Annotated in this window: 10 protein-coding genes and 4 tRNA genes; all 14 read left to right on the top strand. The window is 56.2% G+C overall.

Translation table 11 applies throughout. From position 1 onward, the window contains the following. Nucleotide 1 precedes the first annotated feature (1 nt). The 14 genes from PBDP_RS26870 (at nt 2) to rpoC (ending at nt 14,192) form a co-directional block, all read left to right on the top strand. A complete protein-coding gene (locus PBDP_RS26870; RefSeq protein ID WP_109756662.1) occupies nt 2-457 on the top strand; it encodes a hypothetical protein in 456 nt (151 codons plus the stop codon). A gap of 142 nt (nt 458-599) precedes the next feature. Further along, nucleotides 600-684 (top strand) — tRNA-Tyr (locus PBDP_RS26865). 24 nt (nt 685-708) lie between these two features. Next, nucleotides 709-782 (top strand) — tRNA-Gly (locus PBDP_RS26860). A 26-nt stretch (nt 783-808) separates the two neighbouring features. After that, nucleotides 809-884: transfer RNA gene (locus PBDP_RS26855), tRNA-Thr, on the top strand. 84 nt (nt 885-968) lie between these two features. Then, nucleotides 969-2,162 carry an elongation factor Tu gene (gene tuf, locus PBDP_RS26850; RefSeq protein ID WP_003186103.1) on the top strand — a complete coding sequence of 398 codons (1,194 nt, stop codon included), beginning with the start codon at nt 969-971 and terminating at the stop codon, nt 2,160-2,162. A gap of 53 nt (nt 2,163-2,215) precedes the next feature. After that, nucleotides 2,216-2,291: transfer RNA gene (locus tag PBDP_RS26845), tRNA-Trp, on the top strand. A gap of 45 nt (nt 2,292-2,336) precedes the next feature. Continuing rightward, nucleotides 2,337-2,705 (top strand): preprotein translocase subunit SecE, encoded by a 369-nt coding sequence (gene secE / locus PBDP_RS26840; RefSeq protein ID WP_003206102.1) that lies wholly within the window; start codon nt 2,337-2,339, stop codon nt 2,703-2,705. A 9-nt stretch (nt 2,706-2,714) separates the two neighbouring features. After that, on the top strand, nt 2,715-3,248 hold the full coding sequence (gene nusG, locus PBDP_RS26835) for a transcription termination/antitermination protein NusG (protein ID WP_010443972.1): 534 nt from the start codon (nt 2,715-2,717) through the stop codon (nt 3,246-3,248). Nucleotides 3,249-3,365: 117 nt separating this feature from the next. After that, nucleotides 3,366-3,797 (top strand): 50S ribosomal protein L11, encoded by a 432-nt coding sequence (gene rplK, locus PBDP_RS26830; protein WP_003176435.1) that lies wholly within the window; start codon nt 3,366-3,368, stop codon nt 3,795-3,797. Then, on the top strand, nt 3,797-4,492 hold the full coding sequence (gene rplA / locus PBDP_RS26825; RefSeq protein WP_003186095.1) for a 50S ribosomal protein L1: 696 nt from the start codon (nt 3,797-3,799) through the stop codon (nt 4,490-4,492). The genes rplK and rplA overlap by 1 nt, the downstream gene beginning before the upstream one ends. A 198-nt stretch (nt 4,493-4,690) precedes the next feature. Beyond that, entirely contained in the window at nt 4,691-5,191 is a 501-nt protein-coding gene (gene rplJ / locus PBDP_RS26820; RefSeq protein ID WP_003206099.1) for a 50S ribosomal protein L10, read from the top strand. A gap of 78 nt (nt 5,192-5,269) precedes the next feature. Beyond that, nucleotides 5,270-5,635, top strand: coding sequence for a 50S ribosomal protein L7/L12 (gene rplL / locus PBDP_RS26815; protein WP_007970414.1), 366 nt, complete (start codon nt 5,270-5,272; stop codon nt 5,633-5,635). A gap of 220 nt (nt 5,636-5,855) precedes the next feature. After that, nucleotides 5,856-9,929 carry a DNA-directed RNA polymerase subunit beta gene (gene rpoB / locus PBDP_RS26810; RefSeq protein WP_109756660.1) on the top strand — a complete coding sequence of 1,358 codons (4,074 nt, stop codon included), beginning with the start codon at nt 5,856-5,858 and terminating at the stop codon, nt 9,927-9,929. 63 nt (nt 9,930-9,992) lie between these two features. Then, complete coding sequence (rpoC, locus tag PBDP_RS26805; protein WP_109756659.1) at nt 9,993-14,192, top strand: DNA-directed RNA polymerase subunit beta'; 4,200 nt, start codon at nt 9,993-9,995, stop codon at nt 14,190-14,192. Nucleotides 14,193-14,367: the final 175 nt, after the last annotated feature.

The raw sequence follows: 14,367 nt of genomic DNA, 5'->3' as shown, positions 1-14,367 counted from the left end.
TATGCGGTGGCTGTTCCTGTTGTTGCTGGTTTTGAATGTCTTCTATTACATCTGGCATCAGCAGGAGGCCCCGCTTCGTGCCAAGGATGTGACTCCGCTGAGTTTGTACCGCGGCTCGCAGCAGGATATTCATCTTTTGAGCGAAACGGCGGATGCACTGGTCAGGCGTGACTTGGGTAAATCGAGTGAAGCGCAAAAAAACTGTGTTTACCTGGGTGGTTTCATTCGTCCGGAGCTGACCAGGCAGTTGGAGCTGCGTTTGGCTGCCTTGGGCGTCGTAGGTCGTCCTGCTGCATCGAGCTCGCCGAATCTCCCTGAGGGTGGGGGATTCTGGATTCAGGTTTCCCAGGAAAGCGCAGGGAAGGTGAATGAATCGTTGCTTCAAAACCTTTCTAAAGAATTCAATGAGTTAAAACATAAAATAATGCCATGCGAAGGGGTTGCACCCGCAGGGTAGTTTGCATAGAATGGCGCCCGCTTCGCAGCGAAGACCTTTAAAGGTAAGCGATACGAAGCGACGTCAACGCAGCTAACCTCAGGTTTTTAATGAGAAAATGCTTGACAGAAGGCTGGCATGATATAGAATGCCGGCTCGCTTAGGAGGGGTTCCCGAGCGGCCAAAGGGATCAGACTGTAAATCTGACGTCTACGACTTCGAAGGTTCGAATCCTTCCCCCTCCACCATTTTTAGCGTGAGCTGCAAGCTCCGCGGGTATAGTTTAGTGGTAGAACCTCAGCCTTCCAAGCTGATGATGCGGGTTCGATTCCCGCTACCCGCTCCAAGTTTGCAGATTGTGCAAAGTGTTTCGCTCTTGTAGCTCAGTTGGTAGAGCACACCCTTGGTAAGGGTGAGGTCAGCGGTTCAAATCCGCTCAAGAGCTCCATATTACAAGGCAGATATGAAAATATCTGCCTTTGTTTTAATGGCTTGTGTGACTCGCTAAATTCTTCTCCTAGGGGTGATTTCGATGGCTAAGGAAAAGTTCGAACGTAATAAGCCGCACGTCAACGTCGGTACCATTGGTCACGTTGACCACGGTAAAACCACGCTGACCGCTGCTCTGACCCGTGTCTGCTCCGAAGTTTTCGGTTCGGCCAAGGTTGACTTCGACAAGATCGACAGCGCCCCGGAAGAGAAAGCTCGTGGTATCACCATCAACACCGCTCACGTTGAATACGATTCGGCCGTGCGTCACTACGCACACGTTGACTGCCCAGGTCACGCCGACTACGTAAAAAACATGATCACCGGTGCTGCCCAGATGGACGGCGCGATCCTGGTTTGCTCGGCCGCTGATGGTCCGATGCCACAAACCCGTGAGCACATCCTGCTGTCCCGTCAGGTAGGCGTTCCGTACATCGTTGTCTTCCTGAACAAGGCTGACATGGTTGACGACGCTGAGCTGCTGGAACTGGTTGAGATGGAAGTGCGCGACCTGCTGAGCACTTACGACTTCCCAGGTGATGACACTCCGATCATCATCGGTTCGGCTCTGATGGCTCTGAACGGCCAAGACGACAACGAAATGGGCACCACTGCTGTCAAGAAGCTGGTGGAAACTCTGGACAGCTACATCCCAGAGCCAGAGCGTGCTATCGACAAGCCGTTCCTGATGCCAATCGAAGACGTATTCTCGATCTCCGGTCGCGGTACTGTTGTGACTGGTCGTGTTGAGCGTGGCATCGTCCGTATCCAGGAAGAAGTTGAGATCGTCGGTCTGCGCGACACTCAGAAAACTACCTGCACCGGCGTTGAAATGTTCCGCAAGCTGCTCGACGAAGGTCGTGCTGGCGAGAACTGTGGCGTGCTGCTGCGCGGCACCAAGCGTGACGACGTTGAGCGTGGCCAGGTTCTGGTCAAGCCAGGCACCGTCAAGCCGCACACCAAGTTCACCGCAGAAGTTTACGTTCTGAGCAAGGAAGAAGGCGGTCGTCACACTCCGTTCTTCAAAGGCTACCGTCCACAGTTCTACTTCCGTACTACTGACGTGACTGGTAACTGCGAGCTGCCAGAAGGCGTTGAAATGGTAATGCCAGGTGACAACATTCAGATGACTGTTACCCTGATCAAGACCATCGCGATGGAAGACGGTCTGCGTTTCGCTATCCGTGAAGGCGGTCGTACCGTCGGCGCCGGCGTCGTAGCCAAAGTCATCGAGTAAACAGTTGTAATGTCTTTTTCGGGCCGGCATAATGGTCGGCCTGATTTTGTTTTAGGTCAGTAGCTCAATTGGCAGAGCGACGGTCTCCAAAACCGTAGGTTGGGGGTTCGATTCCCTCCTGACCTGCCAGATTCACTCAGTGTGTCTGGCTTTCTTTTCACAGGATCTTCATAGATGACTCCTAAAGCTGAAGCTCAAGGCTCTCGCTTCGATCTGCTCAAGTGGCTAGTGGTAGTCGCTTTGGTGGTTATTGGCGTTGTTGGCAATCAGTATTATTCTGCTTCGCCGATCCTGTACCGCGTACTTGCATTGCTCGCCATTGCTGCTGTTGCTGCCTTTGTAGGCCTGCAGACAGCCAAGGGCAAGTCTTTCTTTGTACTCGCTAAGGAAGCTCGCACCGAGATTCGTAAAGTCGTATGGCCGACTCGCCAAGAAACCACGCAGACCACGTTGATCGTTGTGGCTGTTGTTCTGGTAATGGCGTTGCTGTTGTGGGGGCTTGATTCCCTGCTCGGCTGGCTTGTTTCCTTGATTGTTGGCTAAGGGTGTCCCGTGGCTAAGCGTTGGTACGTTGTGCATGCTTACTCGGGTTACGAGAAGCATGTCATGCGCTCGCTGATAGAGCGCGTAAAGCTGGCTGGCATGGAAGATGGCTTTGGCGAGATTCTGGTCCCCACTGAAGAAGTGGTTGAAATGCGTAATGGCCAGAAGCGCAAAAGTGAACGAAAGTTCTTTCCAGGCTACGTGCTGGTGCAGATGGATATGAACGAAGGGACTTGGCACTTGGTCAAGGATACCCCTCGGGTGATGGGCTTCATTGGCGGTACCGCCGACAAGCCTGCGCCGATCACGGATAAAGAGGCGGAAGCGATTCTGCGTCGCGTCGCTGATGGTAGCGACAAGCCGAAACCGAAGACACTGTTTGAGCCGGGTGAGGTTGTACGTGTCACCGACGGTCCATTCGCTGATTTCAATGGTACGGTTGAAGAAGTTAACTACGAAAAGAGCCGGATCCAAGTGGCAGTGCTCATTTTCGGTCGCTCTACTCCGGTAGAGCTAGAGTTCAGTCAGGTCGAAAAGGTCTGATTGAGCAGGCATCCCAACCCCGCAGCCCAAGGCTGTGGGGTTTTGTCGTCACTGGGATAAACGCGCAAGTAACCGGGGAGCCTTTCGAGGCGTTCGAACCCGTAATTGGAGTGCCTCATGGCCAAGAAAATTACCGCTTACATCAAGCTGCAAGTGAAGGCCGCTCAGGCTAACCCAAGCCCACCCGTTGGTCCTGCTCTGGGTCAGCACGGCGTGAACATCATGGAATTCTGCAAGGCCTTCAACGCCCGTACTCAGGGTCTTGAGCCAGGTCTGCCGACTCCAGTGATCATCACTGTCTACAGCGACCGTAGCTTCACCTTCGAAACAAAAAGCACCCCAGCTTCGGTTCTGCTGAAGAAGGCTGCAGGGTTGACCAGCGGTTCCGCTCGTCCAAACACCGTTAAGGTTGGCACCGTTACCCGTGCTCAGCTGGAAGAAATCGCGAAAACCAAAAACGCGGATCTGACTGCAGCTGATATGGATGCAGCCGTGCGTACTATCGCCGGTTCTGCTCGTAGCATGGGCCTTAACGTGGAGGGTGTGTAATGGCTAAGCTGACCAAGCGTCAAAAGGCTATCGCCGGCAAAATCGAAGCAGGCAAGGCCTACAACTTTGTAGACGCCGCCGCTCTGCTGGCTGAGCTGTCGACTGTCAAGTTCAGCGAGTCGTTCGACGTTGCTGTAAACCTGGGCGTTGACCCACGTAAATCCGACCAGGTCGTTCGTAGCGCTACCGTGCTGCCACACGGCACTGGCAAGACCGTTCGTGTAGCTGTCTTCACCCAGGGCCCAGCAGCTGAAGCTGCTCTGGCTGCTGGTGCTGATCGCGTTGGCATGGACGATCTGGCTGCTGAAATGAAGGGCGGCGACCTGAACTATGACGTAGTTATCGCATCCCCGGATGCCATGCGCGTTGTAGGCCAGTTGGGTCAGATCCTCGGTCCACGTGGTCTGATGCCTAACCCTAAAGTCGGCACCGTAACGCCAGACGTAGCCACCGCGGTTAAAAACGCCAAGGCTGGTCAGGTTCGTTATCGCACCGACAAAAACGGCATCATCCACACTTCCGTTGGCAAGATTGGCTTCGACGCCGTCAAGTTGAAGGAAAACGTTGAAGCCCTGATCGCTGATCTGAAGCGTATCAAGCCAGCTTCTTCGAAAGGTATCTACGTCAAGCGCGTTACCCTGAGCACCACTATGGGCCCAGGTCTGGTCATCGATCAGAGCTCGCTCGACGCGTAAGACTCAGGTTGGCGCAAGTAATTGCGCCAATCAAAAAATTGGGGTCCCTGCCTGGCGGGGGCTGTCCAAGACCGTAGGCGACGCAAGTCTTAAACCACAAGCCTACGCAGATGGTGCTCCCGGTTCCTTACCGAATCAGACACCAAAACGACATTCGGTTTCGACCGAATGAAACGGTAACAAGCAGGAGTTAAACCCGTGGCAATTAAACTCGAAGACAAGAAGGCCATCGTCGCTGAAGTCAACGAGGCTGCCAAAGCTGCTCTGTCCGCTGTCGTGGCTGATGCCCGTGGCGTAACAGTAGGCGCTATGACCGGACTCCGTAAAGAGGCCCGTGAAGCTGGCGTTTACGTACGTGTTGTACGTAACACCCTGCTCAAGCGCGCTGTTGCTGACACTGAATACAGTGTCCTCAACGACGTGTTCACCGGCCCGACCTTGATCGCGTTCTCCACCCAACATCCTGGCGCTGCTGCCCGTTTGTTCAAGGAATTCGCCAAAGGTCAGGACAAGTTCGAGATTAAGGCAGCTGCGTTCGAGGGCAAGTTCCTCGCAGCTAACCAGATCGACGTACTGGCAACTCTGCCGACCCGTGACGAAGCAATTTCCCAGCTGATGAGCGTGATTCAAGGCGCAACCAGCAAATTGGCTCGTACTCTGGCGGCACTGCGCGACCAGAAAGAAGCTGCCGCAGCCTAAGGCTCGACACTCCTTTTCGCGTTTTTTGTTTATTTCGATGGTCGCGTAGGCCGTCCCCCAATCCAGGAATTTAGAGTCATGTCTATCTCTCAAAACGATATCCTCGAAGCCGTTGGCAACATGTCCGTAATGGAAGTTGTTGAGCTGATCAAAGCTTTCGAAGAAAAATTCGGCGTTACCGCTGCCGCTGCTTCCGCTGGTCCAGCTGTTGCTGCTGCCGTTGCTGAAGAGCAAACCGAATTCAACGTCATGCTGACCGAAGCTGGCGAGAAGAAAGTAAACGTGATCAAGGCAGTACGTGAACTGACCGGTCTGGGCCTGAAAGAAGCCAAGGCTGTAGTTGACGGCGCTCCTGCCATGGTTCTGGAAGCTGTTGCCAAAGACGCAGCTGACAAAGCCAAGGCCGCTCTGGAAGAAGCAGGCGCTAAAGTCGAGCTGAAGTAAGCATCGACTTTGCGTCTCCAGCCCGAGCGTTAAGCGACAGGCTGATGGCTGGTGGCTCTTGCCACCGGCCTTTTTCCGTTATTGGCAGCCGACTGGGTCGGTGCCGATAGCGAGCTGTAACCACCCGATGTGGTGGCGCAAACCATGGGGTTTGCACGATTTTCTGGCTGCTCCCGTCGGGAGGGGCCAAACAAGCAGGTGACCAAGCTGGGGAACGCTGATGGCTTACTCATATACTGAGAAAAAACGTATCCGCAAGGACTTTAGCAAGTTGCCGGACGTCATGGATGTGCCGTACCTCCTGGCCATCCAGCTGGATTCGTATCGTGAATTCTTGCAAGCGGGAGCGACTAAAGATCAGTTCCGCGACGTGGGCCTGCATGCGGCCTTCAAATCCGTTTTCCCGATCATCAGCTACTCCGGCAATGCTGCGCTGGAGTACGTCGGTTATCGCCTGGGCGAACCGGCATTTGATGTCAAAGAATGCGTATTGCGCGGTGTTACTTACGCCGTACCTTTGCGGGTAAAAGTGCGCCTGATCATTTTCGACAAAGAATCGTCGAACAAAGCGATCAAGGACATCAAAGAGCAAGAAGTCTACATGGGTGAAATCCCCCTGATGACTGAGAACGGTACCTTCGTAATCAACGGTACCGAGCGTGTAATCGTTTCCCAGCTGCACCGTTCTCCGGGCGTGTTCTTCGACCACGACCGTGGCAAGACGCACAGCTCCGGCAAACTGCTGTACTCCGCGCGCATCATTCCTTACCGCGGTTCGTGGCTGGACTTCGAGTTCGACCCGAAAGACTGCGTATTCGTGCGTATCGACCGTCGTCGCAAGCTGCCTGCATCGGTACTGCTGCGCGCGCTCGGCTATACCACCGAAGAAGTGCTGGACGCGTTCTACACCACCAACGTCTTCCACGTGCAAGGTGAAAACCTCAGCCTGGAACTGGTGCCTCAGCGCCTGCGCGGTGAAATCGCTGTCCTCGATATCCAGGATGACAAAGGCAAGGTTATTGTCGAGCAGGGTCGCCGTATCACCGCTCGCCACATCAACCAGCTGGAAAAAGCCGGGATCAAAGAGCTGCAGGTGCCGATCGACTACGTCCTGGGTCGCACCACGGCCAAGGTCATCGTGCATCCGGCCACTGGCGAAATCCTGGCAGAGTGCAATACCGAGCTGACCACCGAGATCCTGGCGAAAATCGCCAAGGCCCAGGTCGTTCGTATCGAAACGTTGTACACCAACGACATCGACTGCGGTCCGTTCATCTCCGACACGCTGAAGATCGACTCCACCGGCAACCAGCTGGAAGCCTTGGTCGAAATCTATCGCATGATGCGTCCTGGCGAGCCGCCAACCAAGGATGCAGCCGAGACCCTTTTCAACAACCTGTTCTTCAGCCCTGAGCGCTATGACCTGTCTGCGGTCGGCCGGATGAAGTTCAACCGTCGTATCGGTCGTACCGAGATCGAAGGTTCGGGTGTTCTGAACAAGGACGACATCGTTGCGGTCCTCAAGACCCTGGTCGACATCCGTAACGGCAAAGGCATCGTCGATGACATCGACCACCTGGGTAACCGTCGTGTTCGCTGTGTAGGCGAAATGGCCGAGAACCAGTTCCGTGTTGGCCTGGTGCGCGTAGAGCGTGCGGTCAAGGAACGCCTGTCGATGGCTGAAAGCGAAGGCCTGATGCCGCAAGACCTGATCAACGCCAAGCCTGTGGCTGCGGCGGTGAAAGAGTTCTTCGGTTCGAGCCAGCTGTCCCAGTTCATGGACCAGAACAACCCGCTGTCCGAGATCACCCACAAGCGTCGTGTTTCCGCACTGGGCCCAGGCGGTCTGACCCGTGAGCGTGCAGGCTTCGAAGTTCGTGACGTGCACCCGACGCACTACGGTCGTGTATGCCCGATCGAAACGCCGGAAGGTCCGAACATCGGTCTGATCAACTCCCTGGCTGCCTATGCGCGCACCAACCAGTACGGTTTCCTCGAGAGCCCGTATCGTGTGGTGAAAGACGCCCTGGTCACCGACGAGATCGTGTTCCTGTCCGCCATCGAAGAAGCCGATCACGTGATCGCCCAGGCTTCGGCCACGATGAACGACAAGAAAGTCCTGACCGATGAATTGGTAGCTGTTCGTCACCTGAACGAGTTCACCGTCAAGGCGCCGGAAGACGTCACCTTGATGGACGTATCGCCGAAGCAGGTAGTTTCGGTTGCAGCGTCGCTGATCCCGTTCCTCGAGCACGACGACGCCAACCGTGCGTTGATGGGTTCGAACATGCAGCGTCAAGCTGTACCGACCCTGCGTGCCGACAAGCCGCTGGTAGGTACCGGCATGGAGCGTAACGTTGCCCGTGACTCCGGCGTTTGCGTCGTGGCTCGTCGTGGTGGCGTGATCGACTCCGTCGACGCCAGCCGTATCGTGGTTCGTGTTGCCGATGACGAAGTTGAAACTGGCGAAGCCGGTGTCGACATCTACAACCTGACCAAATACACCCGCTCCAACCAGAACACCTGCATCAACCAGCGTCCGCTGGTAAGCAAGGGTGATCGGGTTCAGCGTAGCGACATCATGGCCGACGGTCCGTCCACCGATATGGGTGAACTGGCGTTGGGTCAGAACATGCGCATCGCGTTCATGGCATGGAACGGCTTCAACTTCGAAGACTCCATCTGCCTGTCCGAGCGTGTGGTCCAGGAAGACCGTTTCACCACGATCCACATCCAGGAACTGACCTGTGTGGCCCGTGACACCAAGCTTGGCCCAGAGGAAATCACTGCGGACATCCCGAACGTGGGTGAAGCTGCACTGAACAAACTGGACGAAGCCGGTATCGTTTACGTAGGTGCTGAAGTAGGCGCAGGCGACATCCTGGTGGGCAAGGTCACTCCGAAAGGCGAGACCCAGCTGACTCCGGAAGAAAAACTGCTGCGTGCCATCTTCGGTGAAAAAGCCAGCGACGTTAAAGACACCTCCCTGCGCGTGCCTACTGGCACCAAGGGTACCGTCATCGACGTACAGGTCTTCACCCGTGACGGCGTCGAGCGTGATGCTCGTGCACTGTCGATCGAGAAGACTCAACTCGACGAGATCCGCAAGGACCTGAACGAAGAGTTCCGTATCGTCGAAGGCGCAACTTTCGAGCGTCTGCGTTCCGCCCTGGTCGGCCACAAAGCCGAAGGCGGCGCCGGCCTGAAGAAAGGTCAGGAAATCACCGACGAAGTCCTCGACGGTCTTGAGCATGGCCAGTGGTTCAAACTGCGCATGGCTGAAGATGCTCTGAACGAGCAGCTCGAGAAGGCCCAGGCCTATATCGTTGATCGCCGCCGCCTGCTGGACGACAAGTTCGAAGACAAGAAGCGCAAACTGCAGCAGGGCGATGACCTGGCTCCAGGCGTGCTGAAAATCGTCAAGGTTTACCTGGCAATCCGTCGTCGCATCCAGCCGGGCGACAAGATGGCCGGTCGTCACGGTAACAAGGGTGTGGTCTCTGTGATCATGCCGGTTGAAGACATGCCGCACGATGCCAATGGCACCCCGGTCGACGTGGTCCTCAACCCATTGGGCGTACCTTCGCGTATGAACGTCGGTCAGATCCTTGAAACCCACCTGGGCCTTGCGGCCAAGGGCTTGGGCGAGAAGATCAACCGTATGATCGAAGAGCAGCGCAAGGTTGCTGACCTGCGTAAGTTCCTGCACGAGATCTACAACGAGATCGGCGGCCGCAACGAAGAGCTGGACACCTTCTCCGACCAGGAAATCCTGGATCTGGCGAAGAACCTGCGCGGTGGCGTTCCAATGGCTACTCCGGTGTTCGACGGTGCCAAGGAAAGCGAAATCAAGGCCATGCTGAAACTGGCAGACCTGCCGGAAAGCGGCCAGATGCAGCTGTTCGACGGCCGTACCGGCAACAAGTTCGAGCGCCCGGTTACCGTTGGCTACATGTACATGCTGAAGCTGAACCACTTGGTGGACGACAAGATGCACGCTCGTTCTACCGGTTCTTACAGCCTGGTTACCCAGCAACCGCTGGGTGGTAAGGCGCAGTTCGGTGGTCAGCGTTTCGGGGAGATGGAGGTCTGGGCACTGGAAGCGTACGGTGCTGCATACACTCTGCAAGAAATGCTCACAGTGAAGTCGGACGATGTGAACGGCCGGACCAAGATGTACAAAAACATCGTGGACGGCGATCACCGTATGGAGCCGGGCATGCCCGAGTCTTTCAACGTGTTGATCAAGGAAATTCGTTCCCTCGGCATCGATATCGATCTGGAAACCGAATAACACGTGACGCGAATCGAGAGCGGGGCTGTTTGCCCGCTCTCTGCTCCGCCAGGAGGAAAGGCCTTGAAAGACCTACTGAATTTGCTGAAAAACCAGGGTCAAGTCGAAGAGTTCGACGCTATCCGTATTGGATTGGCCTCGCCTGAGATGATCCGTTCGTGGTCGTTCGGTGAAGTTAAAAAGCCGGAAACCATCAACTACCGTACGTTCAAACCTGAGCGTGACGGCCTGTTCTGCGCCAAGATCTTTGGCCCGGTAAAGGATTACGAGTGCCTGTGCGGTAAGTACAAGCGCTTGAAGCATCGTGGTGTGATCTGCGAGAAGTGCGGCGTTGAAGTTGCGCTGGCAAAAGTTCGTCGTGAGCGCATGGCGCACATCGAACTGGCCTCGCCAGTTGCCCACATATGGTTCCTGAAATCGCTGCCGTCCCGTATCGGCCTGCTGATGGACATGACCCTGCGCGATATCGAACGTGTTCTCTACTTCGAGAGCTATGTCGTTATCGATCCAGGCATGACCACCCTTGAAAAAGGTCAGCTGCTCAACGACGAGCAGTACTTCGAAGCGCTGGAAGAGTTCGGCGACGATTTCGATGCCCGCATGGGTGCCGAAGCTGTCCGCGAACTGCTGCACGCTATCGACCTGGAACACGAGATTGGCCGCCTGCGCGAAGAAATTCCGCAAACCAACTCCGAAACCAAGATCAAGAAGCTGTCCAAGCGTCTGAAGTTGATGGAAGCCTTCCAGGGCTCCGGCAACCTGCCAGAGTGGATGGTGCTGACCGTTCTGCCGGTTCTGCCGCCAGACCTGCGTCCACTGGTTCCGCTCGATGGCGGTCGTTTCGCGACTTCCGACCTCAACGATCTGTATCGTCGAGTGATCAACCGTAACAACCGCTTGAAGCGCCTGCTCGATCTGTCCGCTCCGGACATCATCGTGCGCAACGAAAAGCGTATGTTGCAGGAAGCGGTCGACGCACTGCTCGACAACGGTCGTCGTGGCCGCGCTATCACCGGTTCCAACAAGCGTCCTCTGAAATCCCTGGCTGACATGATCAAGGGTAAGCAGGGTCGTTTCCGTCAGAACTTGCTCGGTAAGCGTGTTGACTACTCCGGTCGTTCGGTAATTACCGTAGGCCCGACCCTGCGTCTGCACCAGTGCGGTCTGCCTAAGAAAATGGCTCTGGAACTGTTCAAGCCGTTCATTTTCGGCAAGCTGGAAATGCGTGGTCTGGCGACCACCATCAAAGCGGCCAAGAAAATGGTCGAGCGCGAGCTGCCAGAGGTCTGGGACGTTCTCGCTGAAGTGATTCGCGAACACCCAGTGCTGCTCAACCGTGCACCGACCCTTCACCGTCTGGGTATCCAGGCGTTTGAACCGGTACTGATCGAAGGTAAGGCTATCCAGCTGCACCCGCTGGTCTGTGCTGCGTACAACGCCGACTTCGACGGCGACCAAATGGCCGTGCACGTACCGCTGACACTGGAAGCCCAGCTGGAAGCTCGTGCGTTGATGATGTCGACCAACAACATCCTGTCGCCAGCCAACGGTGAGCCAATCATCGTTCCGTCGCAGGACGTTGTATTGGGTCTGTACTACATGACTCGTGAAGCGATCAACGCCAAGGGCGAAGGTCGCGTGTTCGCGGATCTGCAGGAAGTTGACCGTGTGTTCCGTGCTGGCGAAGCCGCACTACATGCCAAGGTCAAGGTGCGGATCACCGAAACCGTCAACGATCGTGATGGCGGCAGTGTGACCAACACTCGTATCGTCGACACCACTGTCGGCCGTGCGCTGTTGTTCCAGGTTGTGCCAAAAGGTCTGTCGTACGACGTCGTCAACCTGCCGATGAAGAAGAAGGCGATCTCCAAGCTGATCAACCAGTGCTACCGCGTGGTTGGTCTGAAAGAGACCGTGATCTTCGCTGACCAGTTGATGTACACCGGTTTTGCCTATTCGACCATTTCCGGCGTTTCCATCGGTGTTAACGACTTCGTTATCCCGGATGAAAAAGCCCGCATCATCGGTGCTGCCACCGAAGAAGTGAAAGAGATCGAAAGTCAGTACGCCTCCGGCCTGGTAACCCAGGGCGAGAAGTACAACAAGGTGATCGACCTCTGGTCCAAGGCGAACGACGAAGTATCCAAGGCGATGATGGCCAACCTCTCGAAAGAGAAAGTCATCGACCGTCATGGCAACGAAGTCGACCAGGAATCCTTCAACTCGATGTACATGATGGCCGACTCGGGCGCACGGGGTTCTGCTGCGCAGATCCGTCAGCTCGCCGGTATGCGTGGCCTGATGGCCAAGCCGGACGGCTCCATCATCGAGACCCCGATTACCGCGAACTTCCGTGAAGGTTTGAGCGTACTCCAGTACTTCATCTCCACTCACGGTGCTCGTAAGGGTCTTGCGGATACCGCGTTGAAAACGGCGAACTCCGGTTACCTGACTCGTCGTCTGGTAGACGTTGCCCAGGATCTGGTCGTGACCGAGATCGATTGCGGCACCGAACATGGCCTGGTAATGACTCCGCACATTGAAGGCGGTGACGTTGTAGAGCCGTTGGGTGAGCGCGTATTGGGTCGTGTCATCGCCCGTGACGTATTCAAGCCTGGCACCGAGGACGTGATTGTTCCTGCCGGTACCCTGGTTGACGAGAAGTGGGTCGAGTTCATCGAGCTCAACAGCATCGACGAAGTGATCGTACGTTCGCCGATCAGCTGCGAAACCCGCTACGGCATCTGCGCCAAGTGCTACGGTCGCGACCTGGCTCGTGGTCACCAGGTGAACATCGGTGAAGCGGTCGGCGTTATCGCTGCCCAGTCCATCGGTGAGCCGGGTACCCAGCTGACGATGCGTACGTTCCACATCGGTGGTGCTGCAAGCCGGACCTCCGCGGCCGACAGCGTCCAGGTGAAGAATGGCGGTACTGTCCGTCTGCACAACCTCAAGCACGTAGAGCGCGTGGACGGTCACCTGGTGGCAGTATCGCGTTCCGGTGAGCTGGCGATCGCTGACGACTTCGGTCGTGAGCGCGAGCGTTACAAGCTGCCTTACGGTGCTGTGATTTCGGTCAAGGAAGGTGACAAGGTCGACGCTGGTGCCATCGTGGCCAAGTGGGACCCGCACACCCACCCGATCGTGACCGAGATGAAAGGTACCGTGACCTATGTGGGCATGGAAGAAGGCATCACGATCAAGCGTCAGACTGACGAATTGACCGGTATGACCAACATTGAAGTACTCGATGCAAAAGATCGTCCAGCTGCCGGCAAGGACATCCGTCCTGCCGTGAAGATGGTCGACGACAACGGCAAGGATCTGTTGCTGCCAGGCACTGACGTAATCGCTCAGTACTTCCTGCCAGCCAACGCCCTGGTCGGTGTTGCGGACGGTGCGCGGATCGCGATCGGTGATGTTATCGCCCGTATCCCGCAGGAAACTTCGAAAACCCGCGACATCACCGGTGGTCTGCCGCGTGTTGCCGACTTGTTCGAAGCCCGTCGTCCGAAAGAAGCCTCGATTCTGGCTGAAGTCAGCGGCACCATCGCGTTCGGTAAAGAGACCAAGGGCAAGCGCCGCCTGGTCATTACCCCGAACGACGGTAGCGATCCGTACGAAGAGCTGATTCCGAAGTGGCGTCACCTGAACGTCTTCGAGGGCGAACAGGTAAACCGCGGCGAAGTTATCTCCGACGGCCCGAGCGATCCACACGACATCCTGCGTCTGCTGGGTGTGAGTGCGCTGGCCAAGTACATCGTGAACGAGATCCAGGACGTTTACCGTCTGCAAGGCGTGAAGATCAACGACAAGCACATCGAGACCATCCTGCGTCAGATGCTGCGTAAGGTCGAGATCGCTGAATCCGGCGACTCGAGTTTCATCAAGGGCGACCAGATGGAACTGACTCACGTGCTGGTGGAAAACGAGCGCCTGGCGACCGAAGACAAGTTCGTCTCCAAGTTCACTCGCGTGCTGCTGGGTATCACCAAGGCGTCGTTGTCCACCGAATCGTTCATCTCGGCGGCTTCCTTCCAGGAAACCACCCGCGTACTGACCGAAGCGGCGGTAACCGGCAAGCGCGATTACCTGCGCGGCCTGAAAGAAAACGTGGTTGTGGGTCGTCTGATCCCGGCCGGTACCGGTTTGGCCTATCACAGCGAGCGCAAGCGTCGCCGTGATGCTGACAAGCCGTTGCGCGTAAGCGCCAGTGAAGTGGAAGCTGCACTGACCGAAGCACTGAACTCGAGTGGTAACTGAGTTCTGCGGTAATTGAGTGCCTGGCCCTGGTCACCCCGTTCGGCGGATCGAGACAAATTGTCGAGATCCGGCGGGCGGGGAGGTCGGGGCCTTGCCTTGACTGGGGACAAGATCCTCTTTAGACTCTTGATCCCCTAAATTTGGCGGGAATTCGTTCCTGCCATTTTGCTTTTCT

Origin of the sequence: Pseudomonas sp. St290, assembly GCF_018325805.1 — a bacterium.
GTDB classification, from domain to species: Bacteria; Pseudomonadota; Gammaproteobacteria; order Pseudomonadales; family Pseudomonadaceae; genus Aquipseudomonas; species Aquipseudomonas bijieensis.
Note: the sequence above shows the minus strand (reverse complement) of the source record. Positions and strands in the feature narration are given on the sequence as shown.

Coding starts and splice junctions, on each gene's coding strand:
- rplA (WP_003186095.1), top strand. CDS start 3,797: ATGGCTAAGCTGACCAAGCGTCAAAAGGCTATCGCCGGCAAAATCGAA.
- rplL (WP_007970414.1), top strand. CDS start 5,270: ATGTCTATCTCTCAAAACGATATCCTCGAAGCCGTTGGCAACATGTCC.
- secE (WP_003206102.1), top strand. CDS start 2,337: ATGACTCCTAAAGCTGAAGCTCAAGGCTCTCGCTTCGATCTGCTCAAG.
- PBDP_RS26870 (WP_109756662.1), top strand. CDS start 2: ATGCGGTGGCTGTTCCTGTTGTTGCTGGTTTTGAATGTCTTCTATTAC.
- tuf (WP_003186103.1), top strand. CDS start 969: ATGGCTAAGGAAAAGTTCGAACGTAATAAGCCGCACGTCAACGTCGGT.
- rpoB (WP_109756660.1), top strand. CDS start 5,856: ATGGCTTACTCATATACTGAGAAAAAACGTATCCGCAAGGACTTTAGC.
- rplK (WP_003176435.1), top strand. CDS start 3,366: ATGGCCAAGAAAATTACCGCTTACATCAAGCTGCAAGTGAAGGCCGCT.